Annotated in this window: 19 protein-coding genes; 15 read left to right on the top strand and 4 right to left on the bottom strand. The window is 54.2% G+C overall.

All coding sequences use genetic code 11. From position 1 onward, the window contains the following. Window positions 1-42: 42 nt before the first annotated feature. Window positions 43-525 carry a zinc ribbon-containing protein gene (locus ACJTMZ_RS07185; protein ID WP_003858689.1) on the bottom strand — a complete coding sequence of 161 codons (483 nt, stop codon included), beginning with the start codon at window positions 523-525 and terminating at the stop codon, window positions 43-45. A gap of 214 nt (window positions 526-739) precedes the next feature. Here ACJTMZ_RS07185 and leuS point away from each other — a divergent pair, with 214 nt between their 5' ends. The 14 genes from leuS to lipA all read left to right on the top strand — a co-directional run bounded on the left by leuS (window position 740) and on the right by lipA (window position 15,696). Continuing rightward, window positions 740-3,322: a leucine--tRNA ligase gene (gene leuS / locus ACJTMZ_RS07190; RefSeq protein WP_252010889.1), complete on the top strand. Its 2,583-nt coding sequence runs from the start codon at window positions 740-742 to the stop codon at window positions 3,320-3,322. A gap of 14 nt (window positions 3,323-3,336) precedes the next feature. Beyond that, entirely contained in the window at window positions 3,337-3,906 is a 570-nt protein-coding gene (gene lptE / locus ACJTMZ_RS07195) for an LPS assembly lipoprotein LptE (RefSeq protein ID WP_006809628.1), read from the top strand. Next, complete coding sequence (holA, locus tag ACJTMZ_RS07200; protein WP_032671314.1) at window positions 3,906-4,937, top strand: DNA polymerase III subunit delta; 1,032 nt, start codon at window positions 3,906-3,908, stop codon at window positions 4,935-4,937. Before lptE ends, holA begins: the two co-directional genes overlap by 1 nt. Then, window positions 4,930-5,595: a nicotinate-nucleotide adenylyltransferase gene (gene nadD, locus ACJTMZ_RS07205; RefSeq protein WP_047057830.1), complete on the top strand. Its 666-nt coding sequence runs from the start codon at window positions 4,930-4,932 to the stop codon at window positions 5,593-5,595. The genes holA and nadD overlap by 8 nt, the downstream gene beginning before the upstream one ends. A 268-nt stretch (window positions 5,596-5,863) precedes the next feature. Next, window positions 5,864-6,181 carry a ribosome silencing factor gene (rsfS, locus tag ACJTMZ_RS07210; RefSeq protein ID WP_003858696.1) on the top strand — a complete coding sequence of 106 codons (318 nt, stop codon included), beginning with the start codon at window positions 5,864-5,866 and terminating at the stop codon, window positions 6,179-6,181. A 3-nt stretch (window positions 6,182-6,184) separates the two neighbouring features. Next, complete coding sequence (gene rlmH, locus ACJTMZ_RS07215) at window positions 6,185-6,652, top strand: 23S rRNA (pseudouridine(1915)-N(3))-methyltransferase RlmH (protein WP_003858701.1); 468 nt, start codon at window positions 6,185-6,187, stop codon at window positions 6,650-6,652. 28 nt (window positions 6,653-6,680) lie between these two features. Beyond that, window positions 6,681-8,582 (top strand): peptidoglycan DD-transpeptidase MrdA, encoded by a 1,902-nt coding sequence (gene mrdA, locus ACJTMZ_RS07220; RefSeq protein ID WP_015571138.1) that lies wholly within the window; start codon window positions 6,681-6,683, stop codon window positions 8,580-8,582. Between the two features lie 2 nt (window positions 8,583-8,584). Continuing rightward, the gene (gene mrdB, locus ACJTMZ_RS07225) at window positions 8,585-9,697 is read left to right on the top strand and encodes a peptidoglycan glycosyltransferase MrdB (protein WP_015571139.1); all 1,113 of its coding nucleotides are present in this window, start codon (window positions 8,585-8,587) and stop codon (window positions 9,695-9,697) included. A gap of 16 nt (window positions 9,698-9,713) precedes the next feature. Continuing rightward, on the top strand, window positions 9,714-10,820 hold the full coding sequence (gene rlpA, locus ACJTMZ_RS07230) for an endolytic peptidoglycan transglycosylase RlpA (protein WP_252010890.1): 1,107 nt from the start codon (window positions 9,714-9,716) through the stop codon (window positions 10,818-10,820). Window positions 10,821-10,959: 139 nt separating this feature from the next. Beyond that, window positions 10,960-12,171 (top strand): D-alanyl-D-alanine carboxypeptidase DacA, encoded by a 1,212-nt coding sequence (gene dacA / locus ACJTMZ_RS07235; protein WP_003858714.1) that lies wholly within the window; start codon window positions 10,960-10,962, stop codon window positions 12,169-12,171. A gap of 107 nt (window positions 12,172-12,278) precedes the next feature. Then, window positions 12,279-12,542 (top strand): DUF493 family protein YbeD, encoded by a 264-nt coding sequence (gene ybeD / locus ACJTMZ_RS07240; RefSeq protein WP_003858718.1) that lies wholly within the window; start codon window positions 12,279-12,281, stop codon window positions 12,540-12,542. A 94-nt stretch (window positions 12,543-12,636) separates the two neighbouring features. Beyond that, complete coding sequence (lipB, locus tag ACJTMZ_RS07245; protein WP_017382471.1) at window positions 12,637-13,278, top strand: lipoyl(octanoyl) transferase LipB; 642 nt, start codon at window positions 12,637-12,639, stop codon at window positions 13,276-13,278. Between the two features lie 291 nt (window positions 13,279-13,569). Continuing rightward, complete coding sequence (locus ACJTMZ_RS07250; RefSeq protein WP_032647690.1) at window positions 13,570-14,523, top strand: YbeF family transcriptional regulator; 954 nt, start codon at window positions 13,570-13,572, stop codon at window positions 14,521-14,523. A gap of 207 nt (window positions 14,524-14,730) precedes the next feature. Next, window positions 14,731-15,696 (top strand): lipoyl synthase, encoded by a 966-nt coding sequence (gene lipA, locus ACJTMZ_RS07255; RefSeq protein WP_006809637.1) that lies wholly within the window; start codon window positions 14,731-14,733, stop codon window positions 15,694-15,696. 79 nt (window positions 15,697-15,775) lie between these two features. Here lipA and tatE read toward each other — a convergent pair whose 3' ends face one another. Continuing rightward, window positions 15,776-15,979, bottom strand: a complete 204-nt coding sequence (tatE, locus tag ACJTMZ_RS07260) for a twin-arginine translocase subunit TatE (RefSeq protein WP_003858723.1) — start codon at window positions 15,977-15,979, stop codon at window positions 15,776-15,778. A 125-nt stretch (window positions 15,980-16,104) separates the two neighbouring features. Further along, entirely contained in the window at window positions 16,105-16,893 is a 789-nt protein-coding gene (locus ACJTMZ_RS07265; protein WP_252010891.1) for a deaminated glutathione amidase, read from the bottom strand. A gap of 67 nt (window positions 16,894-16,960) precedes the next feature. Between ACJTMZ_RS07265 and crcB the strand changes: the two genes are divergently transcribed. Beyond that, on the top strand, window positions 16,961-17,344 hold the full coding sequence (gene crcB, locus ACJTMZ_RS07270; RefSeq protein ID WP_017382474.1) for a fluoride efflux transporter CrcB: 384 nt from the start codon (window positions 16,961-16,963) through the stop codon (window positions 17,342-17,344). A 219-nt stretch (window positions 17,345-17,563) separates the two neighbouring features. Here the strand turns inward: crcB and cspE are convergent, their stop codons facing one another. Next, window positions 17,564-17,773, bottom strand: a complete 210-nt coding sequence (gene cspE / locus ACJTMZ_RS07275; RefSeq protein WP_002439184.1) for a transcription antiterminator/RNA stability regulator CspE — start codon at window positions 17,771-17,773, stop codon at window positions 17,564-17,566. Between the last annotated feature and the right edge of the window lie 152 nt (window positions 17,774-17,925).

Consider the following 17,925-nt stretch of genomic DNA (forward strand, 5'->3'; position numbering starts at 1 on the left):
CCCTCTCCCACAGGGAGAGGGTGCAAACAGTTTTGCTTTTACCTACGGCTCAAATGGCCGACGCTGGAACTGGTCGTGCCCGCACTTCGGACACAGCGACAACACCTCCGGCGTATAAACGGCGATATGATGGTGGCACTTCTCACACACCAGGTTCCCCAACCCCACTACTTCGCCGCTGTGATAGACACCGTGGTGGTTTAAATCCTGAAACACCTCACGCCATTCCAGCTGAGTTTTATCGGTAATATCCGCCAGCTCCTGCCACAGGCTCTCTTTGATGACCCGCATAAAAACGCTGTCGGCGATCTCGTCCTGGCTCTCTTCATAGCTTCGCGCGAACTCCTCCAGGTCACGGCGCACGGCGCGCGTCACCTCTTCCACTTCGGTTCGCGTTAACTCACCCGTTTGCGTCACGCGTGCACGTGCCTGTTCGACCAGCGCGTCGATATCACGCTCGCCGTTACGCAGCCGTTCCGTCAGAGTCGCTACCAGTTCACGGTAAAATTGAGCAACCTTGTTCATCATTTTGCCTCCCGGGTAAGTAACTGTCTCTAATAATAGACCTTATTTCGCCGCCGCTTTGTCAGGTGAAGCACAGACCCGGTAAATTCCTGCAAAGTGCATTTGCGTGAAAGGCTGTTTTGACGCGGGCGTTTGGGCTATGCTATGCGGATCTGAATTACCACATCCATTGGCTACATTTGTAGCTGTATTGAACACAGGACCACTGGCTGCCATGCAAGAGCAATACCGCCCGGAAGAGATAGAATCAAAAGTCCAGCAACACTGGGACGAGAAGCGCACCTTTGAAGTAACCGAAGACGAGAGCAAAGAGAAGTATTACTGCCTGTCGATGCTTCCCTATCCTTCTGGTCGACTACACATGGGCCACGTGCGTAACTACACCATCGGTGACGTGATTGCGCGCTACCAGCGTATGCTGGGCAAAAACGTGCTTCAGCCTATCGGCTGGGATGCGTTCGGCCTGCCTGCTGAAGGCGCGGCGGTGAAAAACAACACGGCACCGGCTCCGTGGACGTACGACAACATCGCGTACATGAAAAACCAGCTGAAGATGCTGGGCTTCGGCTATGACTGGAGCCGCGAGCTGGCAACCTGTACCCCGGAATACTATCGCTGGGAGCAGAAATTCTTCACCGAGCTGTATAAAAAAGGCCTGGTGTACAAGAAGACCTCTGCCGTTAACTGGTGCCCGAATGACCAGACCGTTCTCGCGAACGAACAGGTTATCGATGGCTGCTGCTGGCGCTGCGACACCAAAGTAGAGCGTAAAGAGATCCCGCAGTGGTTTATCAAAATCACCGCCTACGCTGACGAACTGCTGAACGATCTGGATAATCTGGACCACTGGCCAGATACCGTTAAGACCATGCAGCGCAACTGGATCGGCCGTTCCGAAGGTGTGGAAATTACCTTCAACGTTGAGAACTACGACCAGACCCTGACCGTCTACACCACCCGTCCGGACACCTTTATGGGCGCGACCTACCTGGCCGTGGCCGCAGGTCACCCGCTGGCGCAGAAAGCGGCAGAAAACAATCCGGAACTGGCGACCTTCATCGACGAATGCCGCAATACTAAAGTGGCCGAAGCCGACATGGCGACGATGGAGAAAAAAGGCGTTGATACCGGCTTTAAAGCCATTCACCCACTGACGGGCGAAGCGATCCCTGTCTGGGCCGCCAACTTCGTACTGATGGAATACGGCACAGGCGCCGTGATGGCCGTGCCGGGTCACGACCAGCGCGACTACGAATTTGCCACCAAATACGGCCTGACCATCAAGCCTGTTATTCTTGCTGCTGACGGCTCTGAGCCCGATCTCTCTGAGCAAGCGCTGACTGAAAAAGGCACCCTGTTTAACTCCGGTGAGTTCAGCGGCCTGAGCTTCGAAGAAGGCTTCAACGCCATCGCCGACAAGCTGGTCTCCCTGGGCGTGGGCGAGCGTAAAGTGAACTACCGTCTGCGCGACTGGGGCGTTTCCCGTCAGCGTTACTGGGGTGCGCCAATCCCAATGGTGACTCTGGAAGATGGCACCGTGATGCCAACGCCGGAAGATCAGCTGCCGGTGATCCTGCCGGAAGACGTGGTCATGGACGGTATCACCAGCCCGATCAAAGCCGATCCTGAGTGGGCGAAAACCACCGTCAACGGTCAGCCAGCGCTGCGTGAAACCGACACCTTCGACACCTTTATGGAATCCTCCTGGTACTATGCGCGCTACACCTGCCCGCAGTACAAAGAAGGCATGCTGGATTCCGATGCAGCAAACTACTGGCTGCCGGTAGACATCTACATCGGTGGCATTGAACACGCCATCATGCACCTGCTCTACTTCCGCTTCTTCCACAAACTGATGCGTGACGCAGGCCTCGTCAACTCCGACGAGCCGGCAAAGCAGCTGCTGTGTCAGGGTATGGTGCTGGCAGATGCGTTCTACTACGTTGGCGCGAACGGCGAGCGTAACTGGGTTTCTCCGGTTGATGCGATTGTGGAGCGCGACGAGAAAGGCCGTATCGTGAAGGCGAAAGACGCCGAAGGTCATGAACTGGTGTATACCGGCATGAGCAAGATGTCCAAGTCGAAAAATAACGGTATCGACCCGCAGGTAATGGTTGAGCGTTACGGCGCTGACACCGTGCGTCTGTTCATGATGTTCGCCTCCCCGGCAGATATGACGCTGGAATGGCAGGAATCCGGCGTTGAAGGGGCAAACCGCTTCCTGAAACGCGTCTGGAAACTGGTGTACGAGCACACCTCTCAGGGTGATGCGCCTGCGCTGAACGTGGCTGCACTGAGCGAAGATCAGCAGGCGCTGCGTCGTGATGTTCATAAAACCATTGCGAAAGTCACCGATGATATTGGTCGTCGTCAGACCTTCAATACCGCAATTGCGGCTATTATGGAACTGATGAACAAGCTGGCGAAAGCCCCGCAGGACGGCGAGCAGGATCGCGCCTTAATGCGTGAAGCGCTGCTGGCGGTCGTTCGCATGCTTAACCCGTTCACGCCGCACGTTAGCTTCACCCTGTGGCAGGAGCTGAAAGGCGAAGGCGATATCGACAACGCGCCGTGGCCAGTGGCGGATGAATCCGCTATGGTGGAAAACACCACGCTGGTGGTGGTGCAGGTTAACGGTAAAGTGCGCGGTAAAATTACCGTCGCGGTCGACGCAACCGAAGAACAGGTTCGCGAGCGCGCAAGCCAGGAGCATCTGGTCGCGAAATACCTTGAGGGCGTTACCGTACGTAAAGTGATCTACGTACCTGGTAAACTGCTGAATCTGGTCGTTGGCTAAGCGCGGGAGGAAACGTGCGACAACTGGCAACAATACTCTTATCTCTGGCGGTGCTGGTCACCGCTGGCTGCGGCTGGCACCTGCGCAACACCACGGCAGTGCCTGCTCAGATGAAAACAATGATCTTCGACTCATCCGATCCGAACGGACCGCTGAGCCGGGCCATTCGTAACCAGCTGCGTTTGAACGATGTTGAGCTGATCGAGAAGGGAACCCTGCGTCAGGATGTTCCTTCGCTTCGCGTCCTGAAATCAACGCTGTCACAAGATACGGCCTCGATCTTCCAGGATGGGCGGACGGCGGAATATCAGATGGTGCTTACCGTTGATGCGGCCGTCTTGATGCCAGGTAAAGATATTTACCCTATCAATACCAAAGTCTACCGCTCGTTCTTCGATAACCCGCAGACGGCGCTGGCAAAAGACGCCGAACAGCAGATTATCATCAAAGAGATGTACGATAAGGCCGCGGAACAGCTGATCCGCAGACTGCCTGCCATTGCCGCGTCGACGAAAAAAGGCGCTGACGTCATCGAAACACCGGATGCCAGCACGCCGGATATGCCAACGTCTCTGGGTAACTGATGATCAGGTTGTATCCTGAACAACTCCGCGCGCAGCTCAACGAAGGGCTGCGCGCGGCCTATCTGCTACTCGGCAATGACCCCCTGTTACTTCAGGAAAGCCTTGATGCGGTTCGCCATGCGGCAGCCGCACAGGGTTTCGATGAGCATCATACGTTCCAGATCGATAACAGTACCGACTGGAACGCTATCTTCTCGCTTTGTCAGGCCATGAGCCTGTTTGCCTCTCGTCAGACAATCCAGATCCTGCTGCCGGAGAATGGTCCTAACGCTGCCATCAATGAACAGCTGGCTATGCTGGTGAGTTTGTTACACGGCGATCTGCTGCTTATCGTACGCGGCAACAAACTCACAAAAGCGCAGGAAAACGCGGCCTGGTTTACCCGGCTAGCCCCCAGTGCGGTGCTGGTCACCTGCCAGACGCCAGAGCAGGCGCATCTGCCAAAATGGGTTGCCGCGCGAGCAAAGCAGCACAATTTGCAGCTGGATGAGGCCGCCAGTCAGCTCCTGTGCTACTGCTACGAAGGCAACCTTCTGGCACTGGCGCAGGCGCTGGACAGGCTCGCCCTGCTGTGGCCCGATGGTAAGCTGACGCTGCCGCGCGTGGAACAGGCGGTGAATGATGCCGCGCACTTTACCCCCTTCCACTGGGTTGATGCGCTGCTGTCGGCGAAAAGTAAGCGTGCTCTGCACATCCTGCAACAGCTGCGCCTGGAAGGGAGTGAGCCGGTCATTCTGCTCCGTACGCTCCAGCGCGAATTACTGCTGCTGAACAACCTTAAACGCCAGTCAGCACACACGCCCCTGCGCGCCTTATTCGACAAACATCGCGTCTGGCAAAACCGTCGGGCGATGACCACGGAGGCGATAAACCGCCTGAGCCAGGAGCAGTTGCGTCAGGCAGTACAACTTCTGATGCGCGCCGAACTGACGTTAAAACAGGATTACGGCCAGTCTGTCTGGGCGGAGCTGGAGAGCCTCTCTTTGCTGCTCTGCCATAAGGCGCTGGCAGACGTATTTATCGATGGGTGATATGCATTCTTTACAGGCAATGTATGGCGGGACCTTCGACCCGGTACACTATGGGCATCTTAAGCCGGTAGAAATCCTCGCGAATTTGATTGGGTTGCAGCGGGTAATCATCATGCCCAACAATGTTCCGCCGCACCGTCCTCAGCCAGAAGCAACCAGCGAGCAGCGTAAAGCGATGCTCGCGCTGGCTATCGCCGATAAGCCTCTCTTCACGCTTGATGAGCGTGAACTGCGCAGGGATACCCCTTCCTGGACATCGCAAACGCTGCGGGAGTGGCGCGATGAGCAGGGGCCCATGAAACCGCTGGCGTTCATCATCGGCCAGGATTCCTTGCTCAACTTTCCCAGCTGGTACCAGTACGAAACCATTCTGGAAAACAGTCATCTGCTGGTCTGCCGCCGTCCGGGCTACCCGCTGACCATGCGCGACGCACAGCATCAGCAGTGGCTTGACGCGCATCTGACGGACAATATAGAAGACCTGCACAGTCTCCCCGCCGGGAAAATTTATCTCGCTGAAACGCCGTGGTTTGATATTTCCGCAACCCTCATCCGCGAGCGTCTCCAGCAGGGTTTAGACTGTGACGATCTCCTCCCCTCGCCCGTGCTGGCCTATATCCACGCACACGGTCTGTATCAGAAAAGTACAGATGTCTGAGCATCGCCGGCGAAATTGTCCGTTAATGATTATCCTGCCTTGACAGGCTAAGCCATACTGATATCCTCCGCTGCCAGACTTTCCCGCCGATCGCTGCTTTACAGAAATTGTTTTACAAAAATGGCGATGCAATATCAGGCGGAGGGTGGGATGATACCCGCCTTCAAAAGCCGGGCGGTGACATTTGTCCCGCGACTGGCGTCAGTTCAGGTATACTGACTGACCACGAATTCATAGTTGTACAATCTCATACACCCAGGGGGAAAACTTGCAGGGTAAAGCACTCCAGGATTTTGTTATCGACAAAATTGATGACCTGAAAGGTCAGGACATCATCGCTATCGACGTTAAGGGTAAATCCAGCATCACCGACTGCATGATCATCTGCACCGGGACCTCAACTCGTCACGTTGTTTCGATTGCTGACCATGTTGTTCAGGAATCGCGCGCGGCAGGGCTGCTTCCGCTGGGCGTTGAAGGTGAAGCGACCGCTGACTGGGTGGTTGTCGATCTCGGCGATGTGATTGTCCACGTCATGCAGGAAGAGAGCCGTCGCCTGTATGAACTGGAAAAACTCTGGGGTTAATGCGTGAAGTTGCAACTGGTCGCCGTCGGCACCAAAATGCCGGACTGGGTACAAACCGGTTTTACTGAGTATCTGCGTCGTTTCCCAAAAGATATGCCGTTCGAACTGGTGGAGATCCCAGCAGGAAAGCGCGGCAAGAACGCAGATATCAAACGTATTCTCGATAAAGAGGGAGAACTGATGCTGGCTGCCGCAGGCAAAAACCGCATCGTGACCCTCGATATTCCGGGCAAACCCTGGGATACGCCGCAGCTGGCGCACGAACTGGAGCGCTGGAAGCAGGATGGTCGGGACGTCAGTCTGTTGATTGGCGGACCAGAGGGGTTATCTCCCGCCTGCAAAGCGGCAGCAGAACAAAGTTGGTCACTCTCGGCGCTGACGCTGCCCCACCCGCTTGTACGGGTTCTCGTGGCAGAAAGTTTGTATCGCGCATGGAGCATCACTACCAACCACCCTTATCACCGCGAGTAATGACTGACCAGGGTAATTTAAGCAGCGGATGAAACTACAGAATTCTTTTCGCGACTATACGGCTGAGTCCGCGCTGTTTGTGCGCCGGGCGCTGGTCGCCTTTACGGGGATTTTGCTGCTTACCGGCGTGCTGATCGCCAACCTCTATAATCTGCAAATTGTCCGCTATACCGATTACCAGACCCGCTCAAACGAAAACCGTATCAAGCTGGTGCCCATCGCGCCCAGCCGCGGCATTATCTACGATCGTAACGGCACGCCGCTGGCGCTTAATCGCACCATCTACCAGATAGAGATGATGCCCGAGAAAGTGGATAACGTGCAGGATACCCTGAACGCGCTGAGAAGCGTTGTCGACCTGACTGATGACGATATCGCTGCGTTCAAAAAAGAGCGCGCACGTTCTCACCGCTTCACCTCCATTCCGGTAAAAACCAACCTGACGGAAGTGCAGGTCGCCCGTTTTGCCGTTAACCAGTACCGTTTCCCCGGTGTGGAAGTCAAAGGCTATAAACGCCGCTACTATCCTTACGGCTCCGCGCTGACGCACGTCATTGGTTACGTCTCCAAAATCAACGATAAAGACGTCGAACGCCTTGATAAAGACGGCAAGCTGGCTAACTACGCCGCAACCCATGATATTGGTAAGCTGGGGATCGAACGTTATTACGAAGACGTGCTGCACGGTCAGACCGGGTATGAAGAGGTTGAAGTTAACAACCGTGGCCGCGTGATCCGTCAGCTGAAAGAGGTTCCCCCGCAGGCGGGACATGACGTCTATCTGACGCTCGACCTGAAGCTACAGCAGTATATCGAGACGCTACTGGCGGGTAGCCGTGCGGCGGTTATCGTAACCGACCCGCGTACCGGCGGCATTCTGGCGATGGTTTCCATGCCAAGCTACGATCCGAACCTCTTCGTGGATGGTATCTCCAGCAAGGATTACTCCGGCCTGCTCAACGATCCAAACACGCCGCTGGTAAACCGCGCAACGCAGGGGGTTTATCCTCCCGCTTCAACAGTTAAACCGTATGTCGCCGTGTCTGCGCTGAGCGCGGGCGTCATCACCCGTAATACCAGTCTGTTTGACCCCGGCTGGTGGCAGTTGCCTGGCTCTGAAAAACGCTACCGCGACTGGAAAAAATGGGGCCACGGCCATCTGAACGTGACCAAATCACTGGAGGAGTCGGCGGATACCTTCTTCTATCAGGTCGCCTACGACATGGGTATTGACCGTCTGTCTGAATGGATGAGCAAATTCGGCTACGGGCATTACACCGGTATAGATTTGGCTGAAGAGCGTTCCGGCAACATGCCAACCCGCGAATGGAAGCTGAAGCGCTTTAAAAAACCCTGGTATCAGGGTGACACCATTCCGGTAGGGATCGGCCAGGGCTACTGGACGGCAACGCCGCTGCAAATGAACAAGGCGATGATGATCCTCATTAACGATGGCGTTGTGAAAGTGCCGCACCTGCTGCAAAGCACCGTTGAAGACGGCAAAAAAGTGCCGTGGATACAGCCGCACGAGCCGCCGGTGGGTGACATTCATTCCGGCTACTGGGAAATCGCGAAAGACGGCATGTACGGTGTAGCCAACCGCCCTAACGGGACGGCGCACAAATATTTCGCCGGCGCACCGTATAAGGTAGCCGCGAAATCAGGTACGGCTCAGGTCTTCGGTCTTAAAGCGAATGAAACCTATAACGCACATAAAATTGCCGAACGTCTGCGTGACCACAAGCTCATGACGGCGTTTGCCCCTTATGATAACCCGCAGGTTGCGGTGGCGATGATTCTTGAGAACGGTGGCGCAGGCCCGGCGGTGGGTACCATCATGCGTCAAATCCTCGACCACATCATGCTGGGTGACAACAACACCGAACTGCCAGCTGAAAACCCGGCAGCCGCTGCGGCGGAGGACCAATAATCATGACGGATAATCCGAATAAAAAATCGCTTTGGGACAAGATCCACATCGACCCAGCCATGCTGCTGATCCTGCTGGCTCTGCTGGTCTATAGCGCCCTCGTTATCTGGAGCGCCAGCGGCCAGGATATCGGCATGATGGAGCGTAAAATCGGCCAGATCGCCATGGGTCTGGTCATTATGGTGGTGATGGCGCAAATACCGCCGCGCGTGTACGAGGGCTGGGCGCCCTATCTCTATATTTTCTGTATCATTTTGTTGGTGGCAGTAGATGCTTTCGGCGCCATCTCGAAAGGGGCGCAACGCTGGCTGGATCTGGGGATTGTCCGCTTCCAGCCGTCGGAAATCGCCAAAATCGCCGTCCCGCTGATGGTGGCGCGCTTTATTAACCGCGACGTCTGCCCGCCGTCGTTGAAAAATACCGCCATTGCGCTGGTGCTGATTTTCCTGCCGACGCTGCTCGTGGCCGCACAGCCGGACCTCGGTACTTCAATTCTTATCGCCCTCTCCGGCCTGTTCGTCCTGTTCCTGTCCGGCCTGAGCTGGCGTCTGATTGGTATCGCCGTGGTGCTGGTTGCCGCGTTTATCCCTATCCTCTGGTTCTTCCTGATGCATGATTACCAGCGTCAGCGCGTTATGATGCTGCTCGATCCCGAGACCGATCCGCTGGGCGCAGGCTATCATATTATTCAGTCGAAGATTGCGATTGGCTCCGGCGGCCTGCGTGGTAAAGGCTGGCTGCACGGTACGCAGTCGCAGCTCGAATTTTTACCGGAACGCCACACCGACTTTATCTTTGCCGTTCTGGCTGAGGAGTTAGGGCTGGTTGGCATCCTGGTGCTGCTTGCACTCTACGTGCTGCTGATCATGCGAGGTTTGTGGATTGCCGCGCGCGCGCAAACCACCTTTGGTCGCGTGATGGCAGGCGGATTAATGTTGATTTTGTTCGTTTATGTCTTCGTAAATATTGGTATGGTGAGTGGTATTCTGCCGGTTGTTGGCGTACCGCTGCCGCTGGTGAGTTATGGGGGCTCGGCACTGATCGTGTTGATGGCCGGGTTTGGTATCGTCATGTCGATCCATACCCACAGGAAAATGTTGTCCAAAAGCGTATAAAAATAAGGGGATCGCAATGCGTAAGCAGTGGCTGGGGATCTGCATCGCAGCAAGTTTACTTGCCGCCTGTACAAGTGATGATGGTCAGCAACAGGCAACCGTCGCGCCGCCGCAGCCTGCGGTCTGTAATGGCCCGATTGTTGAGATTAGCGGTGCCGATCCCGTTTATGAACCGCTGAACGCCAGCGTGAATCAGGATTATCAGCGCGACGGTGAAAGCTATAAAATCGTTCAGGATCCTTCCCGTTTCAGCCAGGCTGGCTTTGCTGCCATCTATGACGCTGAGCCCGGCAGCAATCTGACCGCGTCGGGTGAAACCTTCGATCCGATGCAGATCACGGCGGCACACCCGACGTTGCCTGTCCCGAGCTATGCACGCATCACTAACCTGGCGAATGGCCGAATGATCGTGGTGCGTATCAACGATCGCGGTCCTTACGGCACCGATCGCGTGATCTCCCTGTCCCGCGCGGCGGCCGACCGTCTGAACACCTCAAACAATACTAAAGTGCGTATCGACCCGATTATCGTGGCGCAGGATGGTTCACTGTCTGGCCCGGGCACGGCCTGTACCACGGTCGCGAAACAGACCTATGCCCTGCCCGCTCGCCCGGATCTGAGCGGTGGTATGGGGGGTGCTTCAACGCCGGCAGAGCCCACACAGCCGCAGGGTGAAGTGCGCGCTATCAGCAACGATACGCTGCAAAGTGAAGACGCGACAGGCGCCCCGGTGAAAAGCAGTGGTTTCCTTGGCGCACCCACCACGTTAGCGCCGGGCGTGATTGAATCAAATGAACCTGCCCCAGCGCCTGCGCCCGTCGCTGCTGCACCCGCTACACAACCCGCCCCGGTGACCGCGCCTGCTGCTACGCAGACTGCGACGCCTGCGACGGCGAGCGGCAGCTACGTGGTTCAGGTTGGCGCCGTCAGCGATCGGACCCGTGCCGAGCAATATCAGCAGCGTTTAAGCAAGCAGTTTGGCGTGCCAGGCCGCGTTGAGCAAAACGGTGCGGTATGGCGTATCCAGATGGGTCCGTTTGCCAGCAAATCGCAGGCAGCGTCCCTGCAACAGCGTTTGCAGAGCGAGGCGCAGCTCCAGTCGTTTATCGCTGTTGCAAAATAATTATTCGGTGGTATCCGAAATGTCAGTTTGTGTAAAGCACGTTAACACTCTCATGATGAAAGTCGGATGCCTGCCCGTATAGCATTTGCTATAGTAAGGCACTTTTTTTAATTCCATCACGGATGTCGTAGTTCTGACCATGAAGACCACTTTTTCTGCTCGTTTTGTGCAGCGCATGGCGCTGACCACGGCCCTTTGCGCTGCTGCGTTCTCCGCAGCTCACGCGGACGACCTGAACATCAAGACCATGATCCCTGGCGTTCCGCAGATCGACGCGGAATCCTACATCCTGATTGATTACAACTCCGGCAAAGTTCTGGCAGAACAGAACGCCGATGCCCGCCGCGATCCGGCCAGCCTGACCAAAATGATGACCAGCTATGTTATCGGTCAGGCCATGAAAGCAGGCAAATTCAAAGAAACCGACCTGGTGACTATCGGTAACGATGCGTGGGCAACCGGCAACCCGGTGTTCAAAGGTTCATCGCTGATGTTCCTGAAGCCAGGCATGCAGGTTCCGGTCTCTCAGCTTATCCGTGGCATCAACTTGCAGTCCGGTAACGACGCCTGCGTGGCCATGGCCGATTTTGCCGCGGGCAGCCAGGACGCGTTTGTGGGCCTGATGAACAGCTACGTCTCCGCGCTGGGCCTGAAAAACAGCCACTTCCAGACCGTACATGGCCTGGACGCCGAGGGTCAGTATAGCTCCGCGCGTGACATGGCGCTGATCGGTCAGGCGCTGATCCGCGATGTGCCAAACGAGTACTCTATCTACAAAGAGAAAGAGTTCACCTTCAACGGCATTCGTCAGACCAACCGTAACGGCCTGCTGTGGGACAACAGCCTGAACGTCGACGGCATCAAAACTGGCCACACCGATAAAGCCGGCTATAACCTGGTGGCCTCCGCCACTGAAGGCCAGATGCGTCTGATCTCTGCCGTGATGGGGGGGCGTACGTTTAAAGGCCGCGAAACGGAAAGCAAAAAGCTGCTGACCTGGGGCTTCCGCTTCTTCGAAACCGTGAACCCGCTGAAAGCCGGTAAAGAATTTGCCTCTGAACCTGTCTGGTTTGGCGATAACGATCGCGCTTCCCTGGGCGTGGACAAAGATCTCTATCTGACGATCCCACGCGGTCGTATGAAAGATCTGAAAGCCAGCTACGTGCTGAATACCACCGAGCTGCACGCCCCGCTGCAAAAGAATCAGGTCGTGGGTACGATTAACTTCCAGTTGGATGGCAAAACCATCGATCAGCGCCCGCTGGTGGTGCTGGAGGAAATTCCTGAAGGCAATTTCTTCGGCAAAATCATTGATTACATTAAGCTGATGTTCCATCACTGGTTTGGTTAAAAATCGAACACTTGAAAGTGTGATTTTGATCCCCATATACTACGTATCAGTAAAACTCCCGCCCCGTGGCGGGAGTTATTATTTTTTATACACACGCCGGAGCTGACATGAAAACCAAACTTAACGAACTGCTTGAATTCCCTACCCCTTTTACTTACAAAGTAATGGGTCTGGCGAAACCTGAGCTGGTTGATCAGGTGGTTGAAGTGGTACAGCGCCATGCGCCGGGTGACTACTCTCCATCAGTCAAACCGAGCAGCAAAGGTAACTACCACTCGGTCTCAATCACCATCACTGCGACACACATTGAGCAGGTTGAGACGCTGTACGAAGAGCTCGGCAATATCGAAATTGTTCGTATGGTGCTGTAGTCCCTCAGCGGTTACCCGGTTTGCCGGGTAACCCACTTCCCCGCTGTGATATACTCCCCGTTACCTATTCTCCCTTGTCTTCGGAGACGTCCTTTTGTACCAGGATAAAATTCTTGTCCGCCATCTTGGGCTACAGCCTTACGAGCCAGTCTCTCAGGCTATGCATGACTTTACCGATATGCGCGATGACACCACCCCTGATGAAATCTGGCTGGTTGAACACCTGCCGGTGTTTACTCAAGGCCAGGCAGGAAAAGCCGAACATTTATTGATGACGGGTGATATCCCGGTGATCCAGAGCGATCGCGGTGGACAGGTAACCTACCACGGCCCGGGCCAGCAGGTCATGTATGTCCTGCTTAACCTGAAACGCAGAAAGCTGGGCGTGCGTGAGCTCGTGACCTTACTGGAACAAACCGTGGTGAACACGCTCGCTGAGTACGGTATCGATGCTCACCCTCGCGCCGATGCCCCGGGCGTCTACGTGGGAGAGATGAAGATCTGTTCGCTGGGGCTGCGTATCCGTAAAGGCTGCTCGTTCCACGGGCTGGCGCTGAATATCAATATGGATCTGACCCCTTTCCAGCGCATCAACCCATGCGGGTATGCCGGTATGGAAATGACGCAAATGCGCCAGTGGGTCGATACCGCCACCCCTGAGAATATCCGCCCCGTGCTTCTGAAGAAGTTTTTAGCGCTGCTTAACAATCCTGACTACGAATATATTGCTGCTTAACACACTTCGGGCAGTGGTTCGGTTATTTGACCAGCCACTGCTTAATTGCCGCATTTACGCTTTACAATAAACCGCATATTCTATATTTTCGAGTCGCCCATATATTAGCGTCCCATATTAATTAGAACCTTAATAGTACCATCACCGGGTATCGTGTAACGTGCGTGATAATCACCCAACTGCTTGTTTTCGATAAACAAGGGAAACTTACGAAACACTTTACGAATCTCTGCAAGCATAATAAATAAATTCAACTATCATTCATATTGTGAATGGATACGGAGTAAGAGCGTGGAGCCTACTAATTTACCAGCCAAACGCCTGAATGAAACCAGCGGCGAAGATAAGCCGCAAATTTTCCGGACTTTACGTAATATTGATCTCAATTTATTGACTATTTTTGAGGCGGTATATGTCCACAAAGGTATCGTTAATGCTGCGAAAATTCTTAATCTCACGCCCTCTGCTATTAGCCAGTCAATTCAAAAATTGCGCGCGATATTTCCCGATCCCTTATTTATTCGTAAAGGCCAGGGCGTAACCCCCACCGCGTACGCCACCCATCTGCATGAGTACATCAGCCAGGGTCTGGAATCGATTCTGGGCGCGCTGGATCTCACCGGCAGTTACGATAAGCAACGAACCATCACCATAGGCACCTCTCCCTCTGTGGGTGTTCTGGTCATGCCCGCTATTTACCAGGCTGTTAAACAGCATGCGCCACAGCTGCTGATCCGCAACGTGCCCGTTAACGATCCGGAAACTCAGCTGGCACAATTCCAGACGGACCTGATCATCGACAGCAACAGCTTCGCGGCCAGGGCATTAGGGCATAACGTTCTCTATACCGACTCTCTGGCGCTCGTATGTCGTCAGAGTCATCCTGCTTTGGGCGCAGCTTTGACGCCTGAAAATTTGCGTCATTACGAACATGCAACCTTTATGTCCGAGGGGCAGGGTCCGGATCCGCTGCGCCAGCGTATTGACGAACTGTTCCCGGACCGTCTGATCAGCTTCAGCAGTTACAATATGTTTACCCTTGCGGCCCTGATTGGCAGCAGCGATTTGCTCTGTATTATGCCTGTGCGTCTCTTCACTCTGCTTCAAAAATGCTGGCCGCTGGAGAGCATTCCATTGAGTCAACTTACGACGGAATCTGTTGAAATCTCACTGCATTACAACAAGCTAAGCCTGCGCGATCCGGTGCTGGAAAACGTCATTAACGTGATCCGCCAGGCGTTCTGATCCCGCCTTTCAGCACAAGCCCCTGCCGCAAGCGGGGCAAAAGGCACAAAACAACAACTATTTTACAAATTGGCGACCTGGCAGGCTGCTTTATCGCCCCTTTAAATGATATACTGCCTGTCGTTCGTTCAAAAATAGTTGATAATTACAACATTCCCTTGAATTGAAACGCTTTCCTTCGATATTCGCAACTGGAACACGCACGCTATGAGTAAACCCATTGTGATGGAACGCGGTGTTAAATACCGCGATGCCGATAAAATGGCCCTTATCCCGGTTAAAAACGTGGCTACAGAGCGCGAGGCGCTGTTAAGAAAACCGGAATGGATGAAAATCAAACTTCCGGCCGACTCTTCGCGTATCCAGGGGATCAAAGCGGCGATGCGCAAAAATGGCCTTCACTCTGTCTGTGAAGAGGCCTCCTGCCCTAACCTTGCTGAATGTTTCAATCACGGTACCGCGACATTTATGATTCTGGGTGCCATCTGCACCCGCCGCTGTCCGTTCTGTGACGTTGCCCATGGCCGTCCTGTTGCGCCTGACGCAAACGAACCGCAAAAACTGGCGCAGACGATTGCCGATATGGCGCTGCGTTATGTTGTTATCACCTCCGTTGACCGTGACGATCTGCGCGATGGCGGTGCTCAGCATTTTGCTGACTGTATTACCGCCATCCGCGAAAAAAGCCCGAACATTAAGATTGAGACGCTGGTGCCAGACTTCCGTGGCCGTATGGATCGCGCGCTCGATATCCTGACCGCGACGCCACCAGATGTGTTCAACCACAACCTGGAGAATGTACCGCGTATCTACCGTCAGGTACGTCCCGGTGCAGACTACAACTGGTCGCTGAAGCTGCTGGAGCGCTTTAAAGAAGCCCATCCGCATATTCCAACCAAGTCTGGCCTGATGGTCGGCCTGGGTGAAACCAACGCTGAGATCATTGAAGTGATGCGCGATCTGCGCCGCCACGGCGTCACCATGCTGACGCTGGGCCAGTACCTCCAGCCAAGCCGTCACCACCTGCCTGTACAGCGTTACGTGAGCCCGGATGAGTTCGATGAAATGAAAGCCGAAGCGATGGCGATGGGCTTTACCCATGCCGCGTGCGGTCCGTTTGTTCGCTCCTCTTATCACGCCGATATGCAGGCGAAGGGCGAAGAAGTGAAATAAAGCTGTAAAATTTATTTACAGTAAAACAAAAAACCGGCCTTCTGAGCCGGTTTTTTATGCAAGCCTTGCAGCATTGCCATTACTCTTTGTGTGAAAGCTTCTGTGCAGTGATGTCATCTTCGGCACTTTTCTTCGCTGCCGCGTCGTCATCGTTCATTGCTTTCTTAAAGCCCTTAATGGCAGCACCCAGGTCTCCACCCAGCGTGCGTAACTTCTTGGTACCGAACAGCAGGACGACCAGTGCGGCAACCACCAGCAGTTTGGTAATACTAATCTCACCCATAAATACCTTCTTTACATGAAACAGGCTGCATTCCGCCAAAAAACCTGAACGTATTAACGGTCATTTGGCGCGTGCACACAATAGCAATCTGTAACAAGGTGAATCAAGCATTGTTGAAAAAAACATCACATTAATTGCGGTGGCGCAAACCTGCGATTGCGCAGAACAGGTAATTGCTGCCGCGCAAGCGCTATTCGGGCTGAAATTATCTCCGTCAGCAATAACGCAGGCGTCTCCGCTGCCGCAACAACCGTCACCCCCAGCGGATCGACAACCCTGCTCTGCCCGATATTTTTGTTACCACATTCACCCGCGGCTACTACGTAACAGGTGGTATCCAGCGCGCGTGCTGCCAGCAGCGTCGCCCAGTGATGCTCCTTAAGCGGTCCTTTGACCCACGCGGCGGGCAGAACCAGCACCTCGGCCCCCTGCAATGCCAGGTTTAGCGCCAGTTCGGGAAAACGGATATCGTAGCAGGTCATCAGGCCAACCTTAAAACCCGCCACCTCAATCAACGGCGGAATGACACTCCCCGGATCGACCAGGCGCGACTCCTGAACGCTGAACGCATCATACAGATGAAGTTTGGCGTAACTCGCGACGATGGCACCCTCACGTATCGCCACCAGCGTGTTTACCGCGCGCCCCGGCGAGGACGGAACATGGACCGTCAAGATGGTGGTGAGCGTGTTGTCAACGCTTTCGGCCAGCAGTCGTTTCAGAAACGCCCCTTCCAGCGTTTGTGCAGACTTTACCGACAGGTCCGGATCGGTATCATCACGGGCCAGTAACGCTTCGGGAAGTACCAGCAACGACGCCCCCTTTTGCTTCGCCTGAACCATCAGGGAGACGCATTTTTCCGCGTTTTCATTCCAGTCCGGCGTCACCGCGAACTGTCCTACTGCAACATACATAATTGTCTCCCGGTCAAAAACAGCGTTACACTCGACGCACTTACACAGCAAATAGCAGGTATTGACAGTGTTACAACTACTTATAGCCGTTTTTATTGGTGGAGGCACGGGTAGCGTTGCGCGGTGGCTCTTAAGCATGCGGTTTAACCCCCTGCATCAGGCCATTCCGATGGGGACACTGGCGGCAAATCTGATCGGGGCGTTTATTATTGGGATGGGGCTGGCCTGGTTTAATCGCATGACCAACATCGACCCTATGTGGAAGGTTCTGATTACAACTGGTTTCTGCGGCGGCTTAACAACGTTTTCTACCTTCTCTGCGGAGGTAGTATTTCTGTTTCAGGAAGGCCGGATGGGCTGGGCGCTGACCAACATTGCCGTTAACATGCTTGGCTCGTTTGCGATGACTGCGATCGCATTCTGGTTATTTTCCTCCGCCAGCGGACATTAAGCGCGGCAACCTTAATGTTGGCTTAATTTTTCTCTGTCACTCTTGGCTCAATATTGAACGAGGGTGATAGCATGAAAGAAACTCTGTCAGGCGTGGGTATGGTATTGCTAAGCGTCGCGATCGTCGCCAGCTTCCTGAAGATCTATCTTATTGGTTGATTCAGAACGAAAAAAACCCGCTCATTGAGCGGGTTTTGAAATTCTTGCTGACGCGTCTGAATTACAGAGCGATTACGTTAGCAGCAGAAGGGCCTTTGGCACCGTTAGTGATTTCGAACTCTACGCGCTGACCTTCAGCCAGAGTTTTGAAACCATTAGACTGGATTGCAGAGAAGTGTACGAACACGTCTTTGCTGCCATCTTCAGGAGTAATGAAACCGAATCCTTTGGACTCATTAAACCACTTAACGTTACCTTTAATCTTAGACATCAAAATTACCTTTACATTAAAAAACGACACAAATGCTGTGTCGGGTATCAGTACAACAATTGTGAGGCGTTTTGTCCAGCGGATCTTTGATAAAAAGTGACAAAAGTCGCGTTAATTTTCGCTGTTCGATTTTTATCCTTTACATTTCAATA

It is taken from the genome of Enterobacter sp. DN (genome assembly GCF_046054285.1).
Lineage (GTDB): Bacteria > Pseudomonadota > Gammaproteobacteria > Enterobacterales > Enterobacteriaceae > Enterobacter > Enterobacter hormaechei_C.